The 17,387-nt window shown below is 57.0% G+C and carries 15 protein-coding genes and 1 tRNA gene; 1 reads left to right on the top strand and 15 read right to left on the bottom strand.

Going from position 1 to position 17,387, the window contains the following annotated elements; translation table 11 throughout:
• The first annotated feature begins 8 nt into the window (after positions 1-8).
• Positions 9-1,253, top strand: coding sequence for an NAD(P)/FAD-dependent oxidoreductase (locus A7P97_RS01460; protein WP_067530024.1), 1,245 nt, complete (start codon positions 9-11; stop codon positions 1,251-1,253).
• Positions 1,254-1,557: 304 nt separating this feature from the next.
• On the opposite strand, the gene A7P97_RS01455 is transcribed toward A7P97_RS01460, so the two are convergent.
• The 15 genes from A7P97_RS01455 to A7P97_RS01385 form a co-directional block, all read right to left on the bottom strand.
• Entirely contained in the window at positions 1,558-2,973 is a 1,416-nt protein-coding gene (locus A7P97_RS01455; RefSeq protein WP_067530084.1) for an OmpP1/FadL family transporter, read from the bottom strand.
• A 376-nt stretch (positions 2,974-3,349) separates the two neighbouring features.
• Positions 3,350-3,426: transfer RNA gene (locus tag A7P97_RS01450), tRNA-Met, on the bottom strand.
• A gap of 271 nt (positions 3,427-3,697) precedes the next feature.
• Complete coding sequence (rnhB, locus tag A7P97_RS01445) at positions 3,698-4,282, bottom strand: ribonuclease HII (protein WP_067530023.1); 585 nt, start codon at positions 4,280-4,282, stop codon at positions 3,698-3,700.
• Positions 4,279-5,433, bottom strand: a complete 1,155-nt coding sequence (gene lpxB, locus A7P97_RS01440; RefSeq protein WP_067596294.1) for a lipid-A-disaccharide synthase — start codon at positions 5,431-5,433, stop codon at positions 4,279-4,281. Before lpxB ends, rnhB begins: the two co-directional genes overlap by 4 nt.
• A gap of 282 nt (positions 5,434-5,715) precedes the next feature.
• Positions 5,716-6,360, bottom strand: a complete 645-nt coding sequence (pyrE, locus tag A7P97_RS01435; protein WP_067596293.1) for an orotate phosphoribosyltransferase — start codon at positions 6,358-6,360, stop codon at positions 5,716-5,718.
• Positions 6,361-6,495: 135 nt separating this feature from the next.
• Entirely contained in the window at positions 6,496-8,406 is a 1,911-nt protein-coding gene (locus A7P97_RS01430) for an acyltransferase family protein (RefSeq protein WP_067530020.1), read from the bottom strand.
• A 126-nt stretch (positions 8,407-8,532) separates the two neighbouring features.
• On the bottom strand, positions 8,533-10,344 hold the full coding sequence (typA, locus tag A7P97_RS01425) for a translational GTPase TypA (protein ID WP_067530083.1): 1,812 nt from the start codon (positions 10,342-10,344) through the stop codon (positions 8,533-8,535).
• A 99-nt stretch (positions 10,345-10,443) separates the two neighbouring features.
• Positions 10,444-10,863: a hypothetical protein gene (locus tag A7P97_RS01420; protein WP_067530019.1), complete on the bottom strand. Its 420-nt coding sequence runs from the start codon at positions 10,861-10,863 to the stop codon at positions 10,444-10,446.
• A 93-nt stretch (positions 10,864-10,956) separates the two neighbouring features.
• On the bottom strand, positions 10,957-11,352 hold the full coding sequence (locus A7P97_RS01415; RefSeq protein WP_067440095.1) for a hypothetical protein: 396 nt from the start codon (positions 11,350-11,352) through the stop codon (positions 10,957-10,959).
• A 299-nt stretch (positions 11,353-11,651) separates the two neighbouring features.
• Positions 11,652-12,929: a flavodoxin-dependent (E)-4-hydroxy-3-methylbut-2-enyl-diphosphate synthase gene (gene ispG / locus A7P97_RS01410; RefSeq protein WP_067530018.1), complete on the bottom strand. Its 1,278-nt coding sequence runs from the start codon at positions 12,927-12,929 to the stop codon at positions 11,652-11,654.
• A gap of 12 nt (positions 12,930-12,941) precedes the next feature.
• Positions 12,942-13,832: a helix-turn-helix domain-containing protein gene (locus tag A7P97_RS01405; protein ID WP_067530017.1), complete on the bottom strand. Its 891-nt coding sequence runs from the start codon at positions 13,830-13,832 to the stop codon at positions 12,942-12,944.
• Entirely contained in the window at positions 13,829-14,602 is a 774-nt protein-coding gene (gene pilW / locus A7P97_RS01400) for a type IV pilus biogenesis/stability protein PilW (RefSeq protein WP_082887555.1), read from the bottom strand. Before pilW ends, A7P97_RS01405 begins: the two co-directional genes overlap by 4 nt.
• 5 nt (positions 14,603-14,607) lie before the next feature.
• Positions 14,608-15,699 (bottom strand): 23S rRNA (adenine(2503)-C(2))-methyltransferase RlmN, encoded by a 1,092-nt coding sequence (gene rlmN / locus A7P97_RS01395; protein WP_067530016.1) that lies wholly within the window; start codon positions 15,697-15,699, stop codon positions 14,608-14,610.
• Between the two features lie 126 nt (positions 15,700-15,825).
• Positions 15,826-16,251, bottom strand: coding sequence for a nucleoside-diphosphate kinase (gene ndk / locus A7P97_RS01390; protein ID WP_067530015.1), 426 nt, complete (start codon positions 16,249-16,251; stop codon positions 15,826-15,828).
• Positions 16,252-16,459: 208 nt separating this feature from the next.
• Positions 16,460-17,272 (bottom strand): sulfite exporter TauE/SafE family protein, encoded by an 813-nt coding sequence (locus A7P97_RS01385; protein ID WP_067448741.1) that lies wholly within the window; start codon positions 17,270-17,272, stop codon positions 16,460-16,462.
• Positions 17,273-17,387 lie beyond the last annotated feature (115 nt).

Below are 17,387 nucleotides of genomic sequence, written 5' to 3'. Positions count from 1 at the left end.
GACCAAACATGTCCCAATCCTGCGATATCGCCATCATCGGCGCCGGCCCCTCCGGTGCAGTCGCCGCCGCTTTGCTGCTCAAACACGGCTTTTCCGTGTGCGTGCTCGAAAAGCAGCATTTCCCCCGCTTCGTGATCGGCGAGAGCCTGTTGCCGCACTGCATGGAATTCATCGAAGAAGCCGGCTTCCTGCCCGCCGTAGAGGCCGAACCCAGCTTCCAATTTAAAAACGGCGCCGCCTTCACCTGGGGCAACCGTTACACCTATTTCGACTTCACCGACAAATTCACCCCCGGCCCCGGCACCACCTACCAAGTGCGCCGCGAAATCTTCGATAAAATCCTGATCGGAGAAGCCGCCAAACAAGGCGCAGACGTGCGCTTCGGCCACACCGTTACCGCCTTCGACAACAGCGGCGACACCGCCCGCCTCAGCGTGGAAACCGACAACGGCGAAGCCTACGAACTCACCGCCCGCTTCGTACTCGACGCCAGCGGCTACGGGCGCGTCCTCCCCCGCCTGCTCGACCTCGACACCCCGTCCGACCTGCCCATGCGCGAAGCCCACTTCACCCACATCGACGACAACATCGCCGACCCTGATTTCGACCGCAGCAAAATCCTCATCTCCACCCACCCGGTGCACCGCGACGTATGGCTCTGGCTCATCCCCTTCGGCGACAACCGCTGCTCCATCGGCGTGGTCGGCCTGCCCGAACGCTTCGCCGGCCTGGGCGATTCCGAAGCCATCCTGCGCCGCTACGCTGCCGAAATCCCCATGCTCGCGCGCGTGTTGGGTAATGCCCAATGGGAAAACGACTTCCCCTTCCGCCACATCAAAGGCTATTCCGCCAACGTTAAAACCCTGCACGGCCGCCACTTCGCCCTCTTGGGCAACGCCGCCGAATTCCTCGATCCCGTTTTCTCCTCCGGCGTCACCATCGCCATGCATTCGGCCAAACTCGCCGCCGACCTGCTCGCCCGCCAACTCAAAGGCCAAGAAGCCGTTTGGCAGCGTGAGTTCACCGAGCCGCTGATGACGGGCGTAAACGCCTTCCGCACCTATGTGAACGGCTGGTATGACGGCAGCTTCCAAGACGCCATCTACGCCCCCAACCGCAACCCGGAAATCAGCCGCATGATCAGCTCCATCCTCGCCGGTTACGCCTGGGATGGCAGCAACCCCTACGTGGGAAAATCCGAACGCCGCCTCCAAGCCCTGGCCGCAACCGTGGGCGTGCAGCAGTGCGGATAAGCGGGTGAGCTTTCAGGTAGCCTCCAAGCTCGTCTGAAAGGCTACCTGAAAGTCCGCAAACTGGTATTTATGCTCGACAAAACTTAGGCGGTATCACCATATCGCCGTTTTAGGTTCCAGCTCATTTTTCAGGTAGCCTCTTGCCTGCCTCGGCATCATTGGCAAGCATCATTTGAGGCTACCTGAAAGTATTGGCTTCAGTACAAACTAAAACACAAAAGCAGCAGCCTGCACTTGCTACCCAGCAAAGTGCAGGCTGCTTTTTGGTATTTTCAGGTAGCCTTTTCCGTTGCCACTAATCTAATCAGAATTTATAGGTGTACTGCAAGCCTAAGATATGGGAGTGGCTTCTAAATTTGGCAGAGCCGTGGGTGCGGCTGGACACACAGGCTTGCGAGCCGGGGCCGGAGGCTGTGCCGCCGCACCAGCCGTTTACGTTGGCGGAGGTGTTTTTCACGTGCACGTAGCTGTAGGCAAGATTTACGCTGTGTTGCTGATTGATGTCGTATTTGCCGCCCAGAGAGAACCAGAGGCGGTCGGCATCGGGCAGGGTGCTCATACGGGTGTTGGCGCCGTGTACGGGGGATTGGTCGTAGGCGATACCGAAGCGCAGTTGCAGGGGGTCGGTGATTTGGTAAGACGCGCCGAGGGAGAGCTTATAGGTGTTGCGCCATTGGGGGGGGAGGATGGTTCGGTTGCTGCGGGCAAGGCCGCCGGTTTGGGGGTTGGCCACGGTTTTGGTGTTGCCGAAATTCAGCTCGGCACGGTTGAAGCGGGAGTGGCGCGTCCAAGTGGCGTCGCTATAGAGCGACCAGCGCGGTGTGAGTTTGTACATGCCGTGCAGGGAGAAGGATTCGGGGGTAACGATGCGTACGTTGGCTGCTTCGGATTCGGCGTAACCATTGGCGCGGAGGGCGTTGGAAAGTGCGCCGCCCATCGGGGTTTGGAAGGCTGCGCCCACCAGTTTCCATTCGGCATCGCCGCGCAGGTTGTGGCTGACTTTGGAGCGGTAGTTTGCGCCCAAGCTCAGGGAATCGTTCACGTCCCACAGCCAGGCGAGGTTGTAGCCGAAGCCCCAATCGCTGCCTTCCACGCTGGCGTAGCCGTCGGCAAAGCCGTTACGGCGCAGCGGAGGGAAAGCGCCGAAGTTGGCATATTGGCGCAGCTTGGCGGTGGTGTGTTGAGCCACCAGGCCGAGGGCAACGGAATGCTGGTCGTTGATTTTATAGGCAACGGTGGGCTGGATGGCGATGGTTTTCACGCTCAACTCGTTCAGGTTGTAGCGCAAAACGGCGTCATGTTGGTATTCGGTGCCGGAGCCGAAGGGAACGTACATGCCCAAGCCGAGGGCAACGTTATCGTTTAGGCGGTGCGACAAATAAAAATGTGGCGCAACCACTATGCTCTTCGGGCGGATGTTGCCGGAAGTGGCGCCTTGCACAGGTTGGTTGGTGCCGGGGTAGTAGGCTTCGGCATCGCTGTATTTCACGCTGGGGGCAACAAGGTTTACGTTGATGCTGACCTGCGTGCCTTCAAGTTTGGTGAGGCCGGCCGGGTTGTGGAACAGGGTGGAAGGATCGGCGGCTTCGGCGGAGGAAGAGTTGGCCGTGGATTGGCTGCTCACGGACTGGGTACCGAAATGGTAGCCGGAAGCCCAGGCTTGGGTGGAGAAGGCGGCGGCCAGCAACAAGGCGAGGCAGGAGAAATGGCGGGTTATCATGATGTATTCGGTCAAAGAAATAAGATGTTTGTCGATTAACAGGCAAGTTTTCAGGTAGCCTTGATGAAAGAGGCTACCTGAAACGTTACGCCATACAGCTAAACATCTGCATCCGTTGCGGCTTGCTGCCCCGCATACATAATAATGAAGCTGTTTGGCTATTAACGTTGAATAACTATTCTACACGAAACTTCGTGCAGAAATAAAACTCAGCGGCCAAAACAGTACGGGTCTATAATGTTAGAATTGGTAAATTTCCAACAGATTGCCAGAGCTCAACGAAATTTTGCCACATCGTTTTACTTTCTAGGCAGGTGAAGGCATAAAATTGCCGGAATGCAAAAACCTCCCGGCAATTTGCCGGGAGGTTTGGAATTGGTTGCGGGGGCAGGATTTGAACCTACGACCTTCGGGTTATGAGCCCGACGAGCTACCATGCTGCTCCACCCCGCGTCAGGGAAGGCGAACTATACGCGCCTTGGCGGAGCTTGTCAAGTTTTGCGCTTACATGAAGGCTATCGGTTCGCATTACTTGATTAATTTTGTTTGCGCAATTTGGCTGTTCTGTCCAGCAGGCTACCTGAAAGCGATGTCTTGGCAAAGCCAAGGCTGCGCTTCTGCGAAGCTAAAGCGATGATTGGGCGAGGGCAAAGCTGGGTTTCAACGAAGCTAAAACGATGGTTTGGCGATGGCAAAGCTGAGTTTCTAAGGGCGCAAACCTGATTCACTCAAACAGCCGCCCCTGCGCCAAGATTTCCCGCACAGGAGCAAAACTGCGGCGGTGTTCGGGCAGGGCGCCGTGGCGTTGCAGGGCGGCGAGGTGTTCGGCGGTGCCGTAGCCTTTGTGCCGCTCGAAGCCGTATTGCGGATAACGTTCGGCCAGGGCATACATTTCCGCGTCGCGCGCGATTTTGGCCAGCACGGAGGCGGCGGAAATCTGGATGATTTTGCTGTCGCCTTTTATTACGGCTTCGGCCTCGCAGCCCAAATCGGGCGGCACGCGGTTGCCGTCTATCCATGTTTTTTCAGGTAGCCTTCCTAGCCCGTGTACGGCGCGGCGCATGGCCAGCATGGTGGCATGCAGGATGTTGAGCCGGTCGATTTCCTCCACCGAGGCGGCGGCCACGCACCAAGCCAGTGCCTGCTGTTTAATCAACACCGCCAATTCGTCGCGGCGGCGTTCGCTGAGTTTTTTCGAGTCGGTGAGCCCCGGCAAATCGTATTCGTCCGGCAGCACCACGGCGGCGGCAAACACGCTGCCGACCAATGGCCCGCGCCCGGCCTCGTCCACGCCGGCCTGCCAAATCATGGGTTTGCCCCTGCGGCGGCCAATACAGCCGCAGCGGCTTCGGCGGCGGTGTCTTTGCGCAATAAACGGTGCAGTTCGGTGAAATCCTGTTGCAGCGCGGCGGTTTTCTCCGGCGAGCGATACCAATCCAGCAGCGCGGCGGCCAGCTTTTCCGGCTCGGCATCGTGCTGCAACAACTCCGGCACGGCGGCTCGGCCGAGCAGCACGTTGGGCAGCCCCACATAGGGCACTTTGATTTTGTGCTTCACCAGCGCATAGGTGAGCGGTGAGATTTTGTAGCTGATCACCATCGGCCGCTTACACAGCGCCACTTCCAGCGTGGCCGTGCCGCTGGTTACCAGCACCGCATCCGCTGCCGTGCAGGCTTGCGCCGTGCCGCCCGGGAGCAGTTGTAAGGGCAGGCGGCAATACGGCTCGGCGGCGAGCAGACTTTGCAGGCGCGTGCGGGTGGCTTCGGTGGAGTAGGGCAGCAGGAACTGCGCTTCGGGAATTTGCTGCCGAACTAGTTGAGCGGCTTGCAGAAACAGCAGCGCCATATACTCGATTTCGCTCACGCGGCTGCCGGGCAGCAGGGCAAACACAGGCTGTGTTTCAGGTAGCCCCAGCTCGCGGCGTGCGGCGGCGCGATCGGCTTCCAGGGGCAGGGTTTGCGCCAACGGGTGCCCCACAAATCGCGCCCGCCCACCAGCTTGCCGGTATAGCTCCGGCTCCATCGGAAACAGGCACAGCACTTCATCTGCCTGCTGCACGATTTTATACACCCGCTCGCGCCGCCAGGCCCACACCGAAGGGCTCACATAGTGTAGCGTGGGGATGCCCGTGGCCTTGAGCGCGGCAGCCACGCCCAAGTTGAAATCTGGTGCGTCGATGCCCACGAACACATCTGGCCGCTGCCGTTTCATTTCGGCAATCAAGCCTTTGCGGATGCGCCAAATCGCCGGCAGATTTTTCAGCACCTCCACATAGCCGCGCACCGCCAGCGTTTCTTGGTCGAACAAGCTTTTTAGCCCCGCCGCCTGCATACGCGGGCCGCCGATGCCGGTAAACCGAGCCTGCGGGCAGCGCACGCGGACGGCCTCAATCAGGTGTGCGCCGAGTAAGTCGCCCGAAGCCTCGCCGGCACACAGGGCGATAAGGGGGGAAGTGTTCATGGTGGGAGCGGCTGGAAAATGAAGATGCGGTATTGTACCGAAGAATGCGGCTGCGGGCTGCTGGAACGTTGAAGGCTACCTGAAAATTTTAGCTTCGCAGAAACGCCACCTTGGCTTCGCCAAGACCCATTTTAACCTCGTTGAAGCTGGCGCTTTAGCTTCGCAGAAGCTCAGCCTTGGCTGCGCCAAGACATCGCTTTCAGGTAGCCCCAAATCCGTTCAGATAGCTGCAAAAAAAGGCTACCTGAAACCTGCATTCCCGGTTTCAGATAGCCTTTATTCTTAATCCGCCACCCCGTAGCGGTCGCGGTAGGCCTGCACCGGCGCGAGGTATTGCCGGAACTGCGCATCGCCTTGCAAGAGCGCGAGCAAATCGGCCAAGCTGGCAATCGGCACCACCGGCAGCCCGTATTGCCGGCGCACTTCTTGTACTGCCGATTGGCTGCCCGTGCCTTTTTCCATGCGGTCGAGCGCAATTGCCACCCCGGCCGGCGTGGCACCCGCCTGTTCAATCAGGCGCACCGATTCGCGCACCGAAGTGCCGGCGGAAATCACATCATCGATAATCAACACCCGCCCGGCTAGCGGCGCACCCACCAGCGTGCCACCTTCGCCGTGGTCTTTGGCTTCCTTGCGGTTGTAGGCAAAAGGCACATTGCGCCCCGCTTCGGCCAGCATCATCGCCGTGGCCGAAGCCAGCACGATGCCTTTATAAGCCGGGCCGAACAGCATATCGAACTCCACCCCGCTCTCGAGAATCGAACGCGCATAAAACCGCGCCAGCGCAAGGGTGGAGGCGCCATCGTTAAACAGCCCGGCGTTGAAAAAATAGGGCGACAGCCTCCCGGCCTTAGTAACAAACTCGCCAAAGCGCAATACATCCTGCTCCAGCGCAAAGCGCAGGAAATCCTGCCGAAAATCGCTCATGATGCCTTCCCTGAAATCAAGCATTGGAAACGGCGGCATTATAGCCGATTCTGCGACACTCTTCTGCTGATATGAAAAGGCTACCTGAAACCGATGGGCAGCTTTCAGGTAGCCTTTTTGTAGAGCAGAATCGCGCTATTGATGGTTTACCGGTTGTCGATCAGCTGGTTTATCAGGCAGCGGCTGCAATAAGCGGCGGCCGGAAGCGATAAAGCGTTTGCCCATTTGTTCCGAGCCGTATGGGTTGAAATGCTCACTATCAACATAGATGGGCAGGCCATCAACGGTAAAGTCTGAAGGGACCAAATCAGTAAAATCTATCCAGTGTACTTGGGGATATTTGCGGACAATCTCGTAAATGGTTTGGTTAGCTGCTTCCGAGTCTTGACGGATAAATTGCTGCCGTTCGGTTAGCTGCTGGAACAGGCCGATAGATTGCAAATACCTTTTACGGAGAATGCCTGCTCCGGCATTAGGATTGTCTTTCAATACATAAACAGTTTTCTGCCGGTTAAGCAGAAATTGTAGGGTTTTCTCGAAATTTTTCGGGAAATCAGGCTGCTCTAACCGTTGTTGCCAGCGATTAGACAAAATTACTACTTGATATTTATCTAAATCCTGTTCCACTCGATGGCGCATGGCCAAACACCGCTCGCGCCATTCTGGCCGTTCTAAGTTTTTATGTACTGTAGTGGTGTTGTATAGGAAAGCACAGCTACCAGCAGATACGACATATGCTGCCCAACCTTCATGCCTGCCTACTACTTCATAGAAAGTGTTGTAGTGCGCGGTATGTGAATCGCCAACAGCCAGGACGGTTACTGGTTTGTTGCGGTCGCCTTTAACGCAATCATTATTTTCTCCGTCATTACAGATACCTATGTGCCAACCTAAATTTTGATGTTCAGGAGTGCGACGTAGATGTTTATCGTAAGCCGAACGCCCCATATTCACCCCAATCCCCAGCGCGAAATAAACCGCCATCACGCTGGCAAACGCCTTGCCAGACAGTTTTTTGCTGTGCCGAATCGGATTCTCAATCAAGCGGTACGATACCCACGAAGCCAATACCACGCCGGCCATTGACACCAATACCACATTCAGCGGCAATACGCTGTCCATATACGCATAACGCAGCAGCGCCAGCACCGGCCAGTGCCACAGATACAGCGGATAGGAAATCAGGCCGACGGCCACCATCGGCTTCCAAGCGAGCAGCTGGTTGAAACGACTGCCGTTGCCGGCGGCAATCAGCCAGGCAGCAGCGCTGCATACGGCCAAGCGCTCAATATAGCCTTTGCCAGGCAGGAAGCCGTCGGGCAAACACAAACAAACCAGCATAACAATAGCGGCCAACCACGCAGTTGGGTTTAGGCTTCTGCCCGGGGTTTTACAGCGAGCCGGTACCACGGCAGCCAGCGAACCGATTAGTAATTCGTATGCGCGCACTTGCGGCAGGTAGTAGGCATCTGCCTCATAAGGCACCAAGCCGGAGAGCAGGCTGGCGGCAATCATGGCGATAACAGCGTGCACGGTGTATTTGGGCAGATATTTGTGCACCAGCCACATCAAGAGAGGGAAAACAAAATAGAACTGCTCTTCCAAGGAAAGCGACCAGATGTGCAGCAGCGGTTTTTCGGCGGAAGCAATATCAAAATAGCCTCCGCTTTTGGCAAAAAACAGGTTGGCACCGAAAAACAGCGAGGAGCGCAGCGAACGCAGATAGTTAAAAAAATCGTCCGGCATCAGCAGCCATGCGCCCACGGCCGTGCAGGCGGCGAGCACAAACAAGAAGGCGGGCAAAATGCGTTTGGCACGGCGCTGGTAGAAATTGAGCAGCGAAAAGCGTTGCCCGGTTAGCTCCTTGTGGATGATGGAGGTAATCAAATAGCCGGAGATAACGAAGAATATATCCACGCCGAGAAAGCCGCCGGGGAGCAGCTTGGCATGAATATGAAACAGGATAACGGCAATCACTGCCACAGCGCGTAGACCGTCGATATCGGCTCGGTAGGAAAGGCTGCTGTTGGAGGCGGGGAGGCTCATGTTGGTGGATATGGCTGAAAGGTTGGATTGGAATAAAGGCTACCTGAAAGATGGCGGAGATGTTCAGCTTCGTTTTCAGGTAGCCTGTTACCGGATTTTAAGCGGCCTGAGGCTTTTCAGGTAGCCTTAGTCCAATTTTTTAAAGTGGCGGCGACGTTCCAGTTCGCTCAGGTAGCGTTTGCGCAGGCGGATGGATTTGGGGGTGATTTCCACCAGTTCATCGTCGTCGATAAATTCCACTGCGCTTTCCAGCGTGAGCTTAATCGGCGTGGTGAGGCGCACGGCTTCGTCGGTGCCGCTGGCGCGCACGTTGGTGAGCTTTTTGCCTTTGAGCGGATTCACCACCAAATCGTTGTCGCGGCTATGGATGCCGATAATCATGCCTTCGTAGATTTTATCGTTGGGCGACACGAACATGCGGCCGCGTTCTTCCAAGTTCCACAGGGCATAAGCCACGGCTTCGCCTTGCTCTTGGGAAACCAGCACGCCGTTGTGGCGGCCGGGTATATCGGGCTTCACGGGGGCGTAGTCGTCGAACACATGGCTCATCAGGCCGACGCCGCGCGTGAGGGTCATGAATTCGCCTTGGAAGCCGATGAGGCCGCGTGCGGGAATGTGGTATTCGAGGCGGGTGCGGCCATGGCCGTCGCTTTCCATGTTGGTGAGCTCGCCGCGGCGGCGGCCGAGTTCTTCCATCACCGCGCCTTGGTTTTCGTCGGGCACGTCCACAGTCAGATTTTCATACGGCTCGCATTTTTGGCCGTTGATGTCGCGGTACACGACGCGCGGTTTGCCCACAGCCAGCTCGTAGCCTTCGCGACGCATGTTTTCCAGCAGGATGGTGAGGTGCAGTTCGCCACGGCCGGACACGCGGAATACGTCGGCATCGGCAGTGTCTTCCACGCGCAGGGCCACGTTGGTGAGCAGTTCGCGTTGCAGGCGGTCGCGGATTTGGCGGCTGGTAACGAATTTGCCCTCAGTGCCGGCCAGCGGGCTGGTGTTTACCATGAAGTCCATGGTGAGGGTAGGCTCGTCCACGCTCAGCATTGGCACGCCGATGGGGTTGTCTTTGTCGCAAATGGTTACGCCGATGCCGATTTCGTCGATGCCGGAAATCAGCACGATGTCGCCTGCTTCGGCTTCCTGCAGCGGCACGCGTTCCAGCCCGCTGAAACCGAGCAGCTGGTTGATGCGGCCTTGGGCGATTTGTTTTTCGTGGTTCATCACGGCCACGGTTTGGCCGGGGCGGATTTTGCCGTTGAGGATGCGGCCGATGCCGAGGCGACCGGTGTAATTATCGTAGTCGAGCTGGGAGATTTGCAGCTGCAGCGGCGCAGCGGCGCTACCTGAAGGCGGGGGAGTGTATTTGAGGATGGTGTCGAACAGCGGGCGCATGTCGCTGCTCTCGTCTTCTTCGTTCAGCTTGGCAAAGCCGGAAAGGCCGGAGGCATAGACGATGGGGAAATCTAGCTGCTCTTCGCTGGCGCCGAGGTTGTCGAACAAATCAAAGGTTTGGTCGATCACCCAGCTGGCGCGGGCGGTGGGCTTGTCGATTTTGTTGATCACCACAATGGGTTTCAAACCCAGCGCAAGGGCTTTTTTGGTGACGAAGCGGGTTTGCGGCATCGGGCCTTCTTGCGCGTCCACCAACAGCAGTACGCAATCCACCATACCGAGCACGCGTTCGACTTCGCCGCCGAAGTCGGCGTGTCCTGGGGTGTCGACGATGTTGATGTGGTAGCCTTCGTATTCGATGGCGGTGTTTTTGGCCAGGATGGTGATGCCGCGTTCTTTTTCGAGGTCGTTGCTGTCCATCACGCGTTCATCCACGTGTTGGTTGGCGCGGAAGGTGCCGGATTGGCGCAGAAGTTGGTCTACGAGTGTGGTTTTGCCATGATCGACGTGAGCGATGATGGCGATGTTGCGGATGTTTTTCATGGGGTTGTCTGCTGCCTTGTAATCGGATCGGAAATAGAAAAAACCGTGCATTATAGCACGGCGGGGCAAGGGATTTCAGGCCGCCTTTGGGTTGGCCGTTTATTGTTTGGCGGCAAGCACATTCATGCAGGAGCGGTATTCTTCTGCGCCGATGCGTTCGGCGATGCGGTTTTTGGTATCGGCATCGAGCGAAGTTCTTGAATCGGCAGGTACACCACGGGCGCGTTGGGCTTTGCTGACAACCATACTGATGGTACCGTGCACCAGCCTGCGGGATTCGTCACTTTGTGCGGCGGGCGCATACTTCTGGCGCAGGCGGGCTTCCGTGTCGGCAGGCTTTTCGCCTTCCAGCCGTGCCAGGGCGGCATCATGGGAGACGGCTGCCGTGAGTTTGCAGTAGCTTTCCACGTTAGTTACTGATTGCAGCTGCGCTTCGCCTGCAGCTTGGGCGGGCGGTTTGGCGCAGGCAGCTGCGGTGAGCAGGGCGGCGAGGCAGAGGGCGGTTTTCCATGTTTGCATGGTATTTTCCTTGATTTCTATGGTTTATGGGATTGCCCTTCTCAGGCTGCCTTTTCGGTTTTCAGGTAGCCTGATTAGGATTTGAATTGTGGGTTAGTCGATAAACTGCCGCAACATGCTCACTGCCAAATGGCTGAACTGGCGGTATTTATCGGTTTTTTCGATTTTGTCTTTATCGAGCCCGATTTCGATGATAACTCCGGCTTTGTTGCCGTAGAGCACGGTGTTTTCAATTTCGTAGGCGCTGTGGGTTTTGCCTTTGCTATCAGGCGTGGGCACGATGAAGGCCTGCAGCATTTCGCCGCTGGCCAGATTTTGCAGGATCAGGCTTTTCTTCACGTTTTCGGCCACATCACCACTAACATATTGGAAGGGGTTGGTGGCCACATCGGTTACGCCGCGATAGGAGTAGATGTAAACCTTGTGTTCGAGTTTGGGGTTGTTGAGCAGATAGAGTTTGAGCAGAAGCTGACGAAGGTCGGCGGCCATGATGTTTCCCTTTGTGTGCCCGCTATAGCTGCGGTTGGTGGGCATTATAGCCAATCTGCGGAGCAAGCTCTACATGGGCAAGTGATAGCCGAAGCATATTTTATAGTGAATTAAAATAAGAACGCTACTGCGTGGCTCGCCTTGTCCCATTCTCATTTTTATCCACTATACATATGGCGGATTAGCTGAATTTTCGCTACGACGTTTCAGGCAGCTTGCAACGATGCAGCTGAGGCTGCTTGAAAATAAAAAACCTTTGCCAATCAAGGCAAAAGTTTCGTTTTCGTACGCCAATCCGGCTAAGCTTGGCGGATAGGGATGATTTTGGCGGCTTGGCTGAGGCGTTTTTTGCCGCCTTCGCCGTAGTTTTCAGCCACGTAGGTTTCCACAATCTGCAAAAACTCAGCAGCCATCTTGTCGCCCTTAAGCGTTACTTTGCGCTCTCCATCCACATACACGGGGGCAACCGGGGTTTCGCCGGTGCCGGGTAGGCTGATGCCGATATCGGCCAGTTTGCTTTCGCCAGGGCCGTTGACCACGCAACCCATCACGGCCACGTTCAGGCTTTCCACGCCGGGATATTTGTGTTTCCACACCGGCATCTGCATCCGCAGGTGCAGCTGGATATCGCGCGCCAGCTCTTGGAATACGGTGCTGGTGGTGCGGCCGCAGCCCGGGCAGGCGGTTACCATCGGTGTGAAAGAGCGCAATCCCATGGTTTGTAGGATTTCTTGCGCCACAATCACTTCCTGCGTGCGCGAACTGCCTGGCTCGGGGGTGAGCGAGATGCGGATGGTGTCGCCGATGCCTTCTTGCAGCAATACAGACAGCGCGGCAGTAGAAGCCACGATGCCTTTGCTGCCCATGCCGGCTTCGGTAAGCCCCAGATGCAGCGGATAGGCGCAGCGGCTGCCCAAATCGCGATACACCTGAATCAGATCCTGCACGGCACTGACTTTGCACGACAGGATGATTTTGTTTTCAGGTAGCCCCAAATCCACGGCTTTTTGCGCGGATTCCAGCGCAGAAAGCACCAGTACTTCTTTCATCACGGCTTCGGGCGGCAGCGGCTCGGGGCGGTTGCGGTTGGCATCCATCAGACGTTTGGCCAGGCTTTGGTCGAGGCTGCCCCAATTCACGCCAATGCGCACGGCTTTGCCGTTTTCGGCTGCGGTGCGGATTAAAAAGGCGAATTTCTCATCGCCTTTCGTGCCTTTACCCACGTTGCCGGGATTGATGCGGTATTTGGCCAAGGCCTTGCCGCATTCGGGAAACTCGGCCAAGAGGCGTTCGCCGTTGAAGTGGAAATCTCCGATGAGCGGGGTGGGGCAGCCCATGTCGTCGAGCCGGCTGCGGATTTCAGCCACTTTGGCGGCGGCCTGCGGGTTGTTTACCGTAATACGCACCATTTCCGAGCCGGCTTCGCTGAGCTCTTTCACTTGTAAGGCGGTGGCTTCGGCGTCGGCGGTGTCGGTGTTGGTCATCGACTGCACCACCACCGGCGAGCCGGAACCGACGGTGATGTGTTCGATTTCTACCTGATGCGTGCGCCGGCGGGAAGGAAGGGTTGTGTTCATAAACGGGTATGGTTATTGGGCGGCATCGTCTTGGCCGCCGGCAGTGAAGGCGGCGGTTTTTTGGTCGACCATGTGCTCGGCCACATTGATGTCGCGGCCGCTGTAGCTGGCTAAGCTGTTTTTGGCAAAGCCGATGCGTACGCGGTAGGGGCCGTTGCCGGAGAAGCGGTGTTCGCTGCCGGCCGGCACGATTTTGCTTACCAGCATTTGGCCGTCTTTATCGGTTACGGTGAGGAAAGAGCGGAAGCGCAGTTTGAGCACCAATTCGCCCTGAGCCGATTGGATGCCTGCAGCGGCGGCCGATGCAGAAGCGGGGTTTTCTATCGGTTGCGGCTGGCTACCTGAAACCGCGGGCAGGGAGGCGGCGGGCGTGGAGGCTTCTTGCAGCGGCAACACCTGCACATTGCTGCTGTCTAAGTTGGGTGGCAGGATTTGGTTTTCCGGAATGCTGGTTTGGGCATTCTGTTTTTGATGTTCGGTGTTGGACTTCATCTGCCACAACACCACCACGCCCACAATCGCGGCAGCGGCGGCCACGCCGAAAATCCAGCGCGGGAAGGGTTTTTTAATCTGAGCGTTGTGGTAGGTCATCTTCACATTGCCATCTTCTTTGGCCGAGGGGCTTTGGAATTGGCTGGGGGCAACTATCTGCTCCAAATAGCTGTTTAATACGGCTTCGTCCAAATTCAGGTAGCGTCCGTAGCTGCGCAGAAAGCCGCGCACAAACACGGGCTCGGGCAATTTGCTGAAATCGGCGTTTTCCAACGCCTCCACCTGGCGGGCGGGCAGTTTCAGGTGTTCCGACACATCGCCAAGCGACAGCTGTTGCTGTTCGCGGTTGTGGCGCAACAATTTGCCCAGTTCTTCAGCAGCGACCAGCTGGGGGGTTGAGATCTCGGTCATTGGGGTCTTCCTGTGGTAATTTCTTGAAGTTCTGGCGAATACGGATAGTTGGTGCGCAGCTGCGCTTCGTATTCGTAGGCAGCCTGGGTTTGGCCGCGGGCGCGGGCAATCTTCCAGCCCAGCAGCAGATCGTCGGCACCTAGCCGGTCTACCTTACTTTGATATTGGCGGAACTGGCGGTCGGCCTCGCCCAAATTGCCTTCGAGCATGCGCACGCGTGCCATTTCTTTTTGCGCGGGGGCGAAACTCGGGTCGGCGGCTTGGGAGCGTTCCAGATAGGCCATGGCCAGGTTGTATTGCCCCAGGCGGGCGCTACAGATGCCTTTGTTCATGTAGGCTACCTGCGGGCTGGGATAAGTAGGGTCGGCCAGGGCGCGGTCGAAATAAGCCAAGGCCTGGTTTGCACGGCTGCCGGAGTTGCACAAAAACCAACCGTAGTTGTTGTTGATTTCCGCACTGTCGGGCTTGATAGACAGGGCGCGTTGGAAACTTTCTTCCGCTTTCTCCGGCACTTTCAGATATTGATAAATTTCAGCACGCACCAGCCAGGCGTTTTCGTTGCGCGGCTGAGCCTGTAGGGCTTCTTCAATCGCAGACACGGCGGCACGGTAGTCGCGCGAATTCATATATTCGATGGCAAGCTGGGTTTTGATGGCGGCAATTTCCTCTGGCCGGTTGCGCACTTCTTTGTTGCCGGTGTGGATAGTGATGCCGCCGCAGCCGGCGAGCAAAGCGAGTGCCGTCAGGGAGGCAACTAAATTTTTTCTCATGATAATCAACCTTTCGCAACTTGTAATTGCAGCCATTTCTGTTGGCGGCGAGTTTTGTCCTGCACCTGTCCGGCCAGCTGGCCGCAGGCCGCATCGATGTCGTCGCCCCGCGTTTTGCGCACGGTAACCACTAAACCGGCCTGATACAGGATGTCACGGAATACGCGGATATTTTCATCACTGGAGCGGTTGTAGCCGGAATTGGGGAAGGGGTTAAACGGAATTAGATTGAATTTGCAGGGAACGTCTTTAACCAATTCCAACAGCTCGCGGGCGTGTTCGAGTTTGTCGTTTACGCCGGCGAGCATAACATATTCGAAGGTAACGAAGTCGCGCGGGGCTTTAACCAAATAGCGCTGGCAGGCAGCCATCAGCTCTTTGAGCGGATATTTTTTGTTTAGCGGCACGATTTCGTTACGGATGGCATCGTTTGGGGCATGCAGCGATACAGCCAGCGCCACCGGCATGTCTTCTTTGAGCCTATCCATTTGCGGCACCATGCCGGAGGTGGACACGGTAACGCGGCGGCGGCTGAGGGCGTAGCCGTGGTCATCCAGCATAATGGAGAGCGCGGTCACCACATTATCGTAGTTGGCCAGCGGCTCACCCATGCCCATCATCACCACATTGGAAATCACGCGTTCGTCTTTGGGTGTGGCGCCCAATGCTTTGTTGGCCCACCATAATTGGCCGATGATTTCGGCGGTGGAGAGGTTGCGGTTGAAGCCTTGGCGGCCGGTGGAGCAGAAAGTGCATTCCAGCGCACAGCCCACTTGCGAGGAAATGCATAGCGTACCGCGGTCGGTTTCAGGGATGAACACAGTTTCTACGCCGTTGCCGGTGCCCACATCCAACAGCCATTTGCGCGTACCGTCGCGGCTTTCCTGCGCAGCCATCAGCGCGGGCACGCCCACTTGCGCACTCTCGTTGAGCTTGGCACGCAGCGATTTGGCCAGGTCGGTCATTTCATCGAAATCGCCGGCTGCGCCTTGGTGCATCCAGCGCATCACTTGGCGGGCGCGGAAGGGTTTTTCCCCCATTTGGGCGAAATGGGCGGTGAGGCCGGCGATGTCGTAGTTGAGCAGGTTGGTTTTCATATTAGCGCCGCAAATCGGCTGGTTGTGTTCTTGGGTTTTATGATTTATATATAAAGGCTTAAAGGCTACCTGAAAACTGCGTTTCAACACGTTTGAAACTTTCAGGTAGCCTGCAGCTTGGCCGGTTTAACGCGGGCAGATTTCCTGCTCGCTGAAAAAATAGGCCACTTCGATGGCGGCATTGGCCAAGCTGTCGGAACCGTGCACGGCGTTTGCATCGATAGAGGAAGCGAAATCGGCACGGATGGTGCCGGGGGCGGCTTCTTTCGGATTGGTAGCGCCCATCAGCTCGCGGTTTTTGGCCACTGCGTTTTCGCCCTCCAATACCTGTACCACCACCGGGCCGCTAGTCATGAATTTCACCAAATCGGCAAAAAACGGGCGCTCTTTGTGTATGGCATAGAAGCCCTCGGCTTCCTCGCGGGTGAGGTGCTTCATTTTGGCGGCTACGATTTTCAGGCCGTTGCTTTCAAAGCGGCTGTAGATTTTGCCAATGACGTTTTTGGCCACGGCATCGGGTTTGATAATGGAAAGGGTGTGTTCAGTGGCCATTTGGTTCTCCAATCTAATTCGCTATCAACATATCGGCCGCATTGGATTTTTCATCCTACCCAAAGGCGTGCGGCTGGCGGACGGCATTTTAGCAAGTTTTCCGCGCGATTGCTTGTTCGGATACGGATTTTTGCATTTATCGGTTTTGGCTTGGTATATACGGTTTGGAGGCTACCGGAAAACTTATGCAGAATGACGGCGGCTATCCCTATGCTCCGTGCAGCAATTTCCACAGCATCTGGCTGCCAATCACTACCATCAGCGCCCCAAATACCCGCTTCAAGCCGGCAGGCGGCAGGCGGTGTGCCGCTCTCACGCCCAAGGGTGCAAACAGCACCGTGCACACCCCCAACACCACGATGCACGGCACATACCAAAAACCCACTGCACCCGCAGGCAGCCCCGGCACATTCCAACCAGAAAGCAGATAGCCTAGCGCCCCCGCTACCGCAATCGGCCAAGCCAGCACGCTGGAAGTGGCCACTGCCTGATGCACCGGCATGCGGCAATACATCATAAACGGCACCGACAACGACCCGCCGCCGATACCAACCCAGCTGGAAAGCAGCCCAAACAACCCGCCAATCCCCGCCTGCATCCGACTGCTTGGCAGCTTGGCCGCCGGTTTCGGATTGAGCTGAAATAGGTTTTTTGCCGCCATCGAATAGCAAAACACGATGAACAACACCTGCAGGCCGAAGGTGGGAATCCGGTTCGACACCAGCGAGCCCAGCAGGCTGCCCGCCGCCAGCCCGGGCGCCATACGCCGCACAAATTCCCAGCGCACCGCCCCCTGTTTCTGCTGCGCCAGTGCGCTGGAAAAGGTGGTAAACACAATCACTGCCATCGACGTACCCACCGCCAAATGCTGGCCGTGCTCGCCTGTAATGCCCTGCCTGCCCAGCACCCACAGCACAATCGGCACGATAATCATCCCTCCACCGATACCCAGCAACCCAGCCAAAAACCCCGCCGCCGCGCCCACTGCCGCCAGCGGCAGCAACACTTCCATGCTCCACATTGTCTTGTCTCCACTATAAAAACCGCTGCCGGAAAGCAAATCGGCAGCGGCGTTTCATATTTGAATTTTCAGGGGGCCTTTAGCCGTCCAGACCAATCTGGTTTGGCACTGGCCT

It is taken from the genome of Eikenella sp. NML070372 (genome assembly GCF_001648415.1).
Lineage (GTDB): Bacteria > Pseudomonadota > Gammaproteobacteria > Burkholderiales > Neisseriaceae > Eikenella > Eikenella exigua.
The sequence above is the reverse complement of the archived record's forward strand: the minus strand, read 5'-3'. Positions and strand labels throughout refer to the sequence as shown.

Excerpts from the sequence above, each read along its gene's own strand:
- A7P97_RS01460 (WP_067530024.1), top strand. The coding sequence starts at position 9 with ATGTCCCAATCCTGCGATATCGCCATCATCGGCGCCGGCCCCTCCGGT.
- A7P97_RS01455 (WP_067530084.1), bottom strand. The coding sequence starts at position 2,973 with ATGATAACCCGCCATTTCTCCTGCCTCGCCTTGTTGCTGGCCGCCGCC.
- rnhB (WP_067530023.1), bottom strand. The coding sequence starts at position 4,282 with ATGATTTGGCAGGCCGGCGTGGACGAGGCCGGGCGCGGGCCATTGGTC.
- lpxB (WP_067596294.1), bottom strand. The coding sequence starts at position 5,433 with ATGAACACTTCCCCCCTTATCGCCCTGTGTGCCGGCGAGGCTTCGGGC.
- pyrE (WP_067596293.1), bottom strand. The coding sequence starts at position 6,360 with ATGAGCGATTTTCGGCAGGATTTCCTGCGCTTTGCGCTGGAGCAGGAT.
- A7P97_RS01430 (WP_067530020.1), bottom strand. The coding sequence starts at position 8,406 with ATGAGCCTCCCCGCCTCCAACAGCAGCCTTTCCTACCGAGCCGATATC.
- typA (WP_067530083.1), bottom strand. The coding sequence starts at position 10,344 with ATGAAAAACATCCGCAACATCGCCATCATCGCTCACGTCGATCATGGC.
- A7P97_RS01420 (WP_067530019.1), bottom strand. The coding sequence starts at position 10,863 with ATGCAAACATGGAAAACCGCCCTCTGCCTCGCCGCCCTGCTCACCGCA.
- A7P97_RS01415 (WP_067440095.1), bottom strand. The coding sequence starts at position 11,352 with ATGGCCGCCGACCTTCGTCAGCTTCTGCTCAAACTCTATCTGCTCAAC.
- ispG (WP_067530018.1), bottom strand. The coding sequence starts at position 12,929 with ATGAACACAACCCTTCCTTCCCGCCGGCGCACGCATCAGGTAGAAATC.
- A7P97_RS01405 (WP_067530017.1), bottom strand. The coding sequence starts at position 13,832 with ATGACCGAGATCTCAACCCCCCAGCTGGTCGCTGCTGAAGAACTGGGC.
- pilW (WP_082887555.1), bottom strand. The coding sequence starts at position 14,602 with ATGAGAAAAAATTTAGTTGCCTCCCTGACGGCACTCGCTTTGCTCGCC.
- rlmN (WP_067530016.1), bottom strand. The coding sequence starts at position 15,699 with ATGAAAACCAACCTGCTCAACTACGACATCGCCGGCCTCACCGCCCAT.
- ndk (WP_067530015.1), bottom strand. The coding sequence starts at position 16,251 with ATGGCCACTGAACACACCCTTTCCATTATCAAACCCGATGCCGTGGCC.
- A7P97_RS01385 (WP_067448741.1), bottom strand. The coding sequence starts at position 17,272 with ATGTGGAGCATGGAAGTGTTGCTGCCGCTGGCGGCAGTGGGCGCGGCG.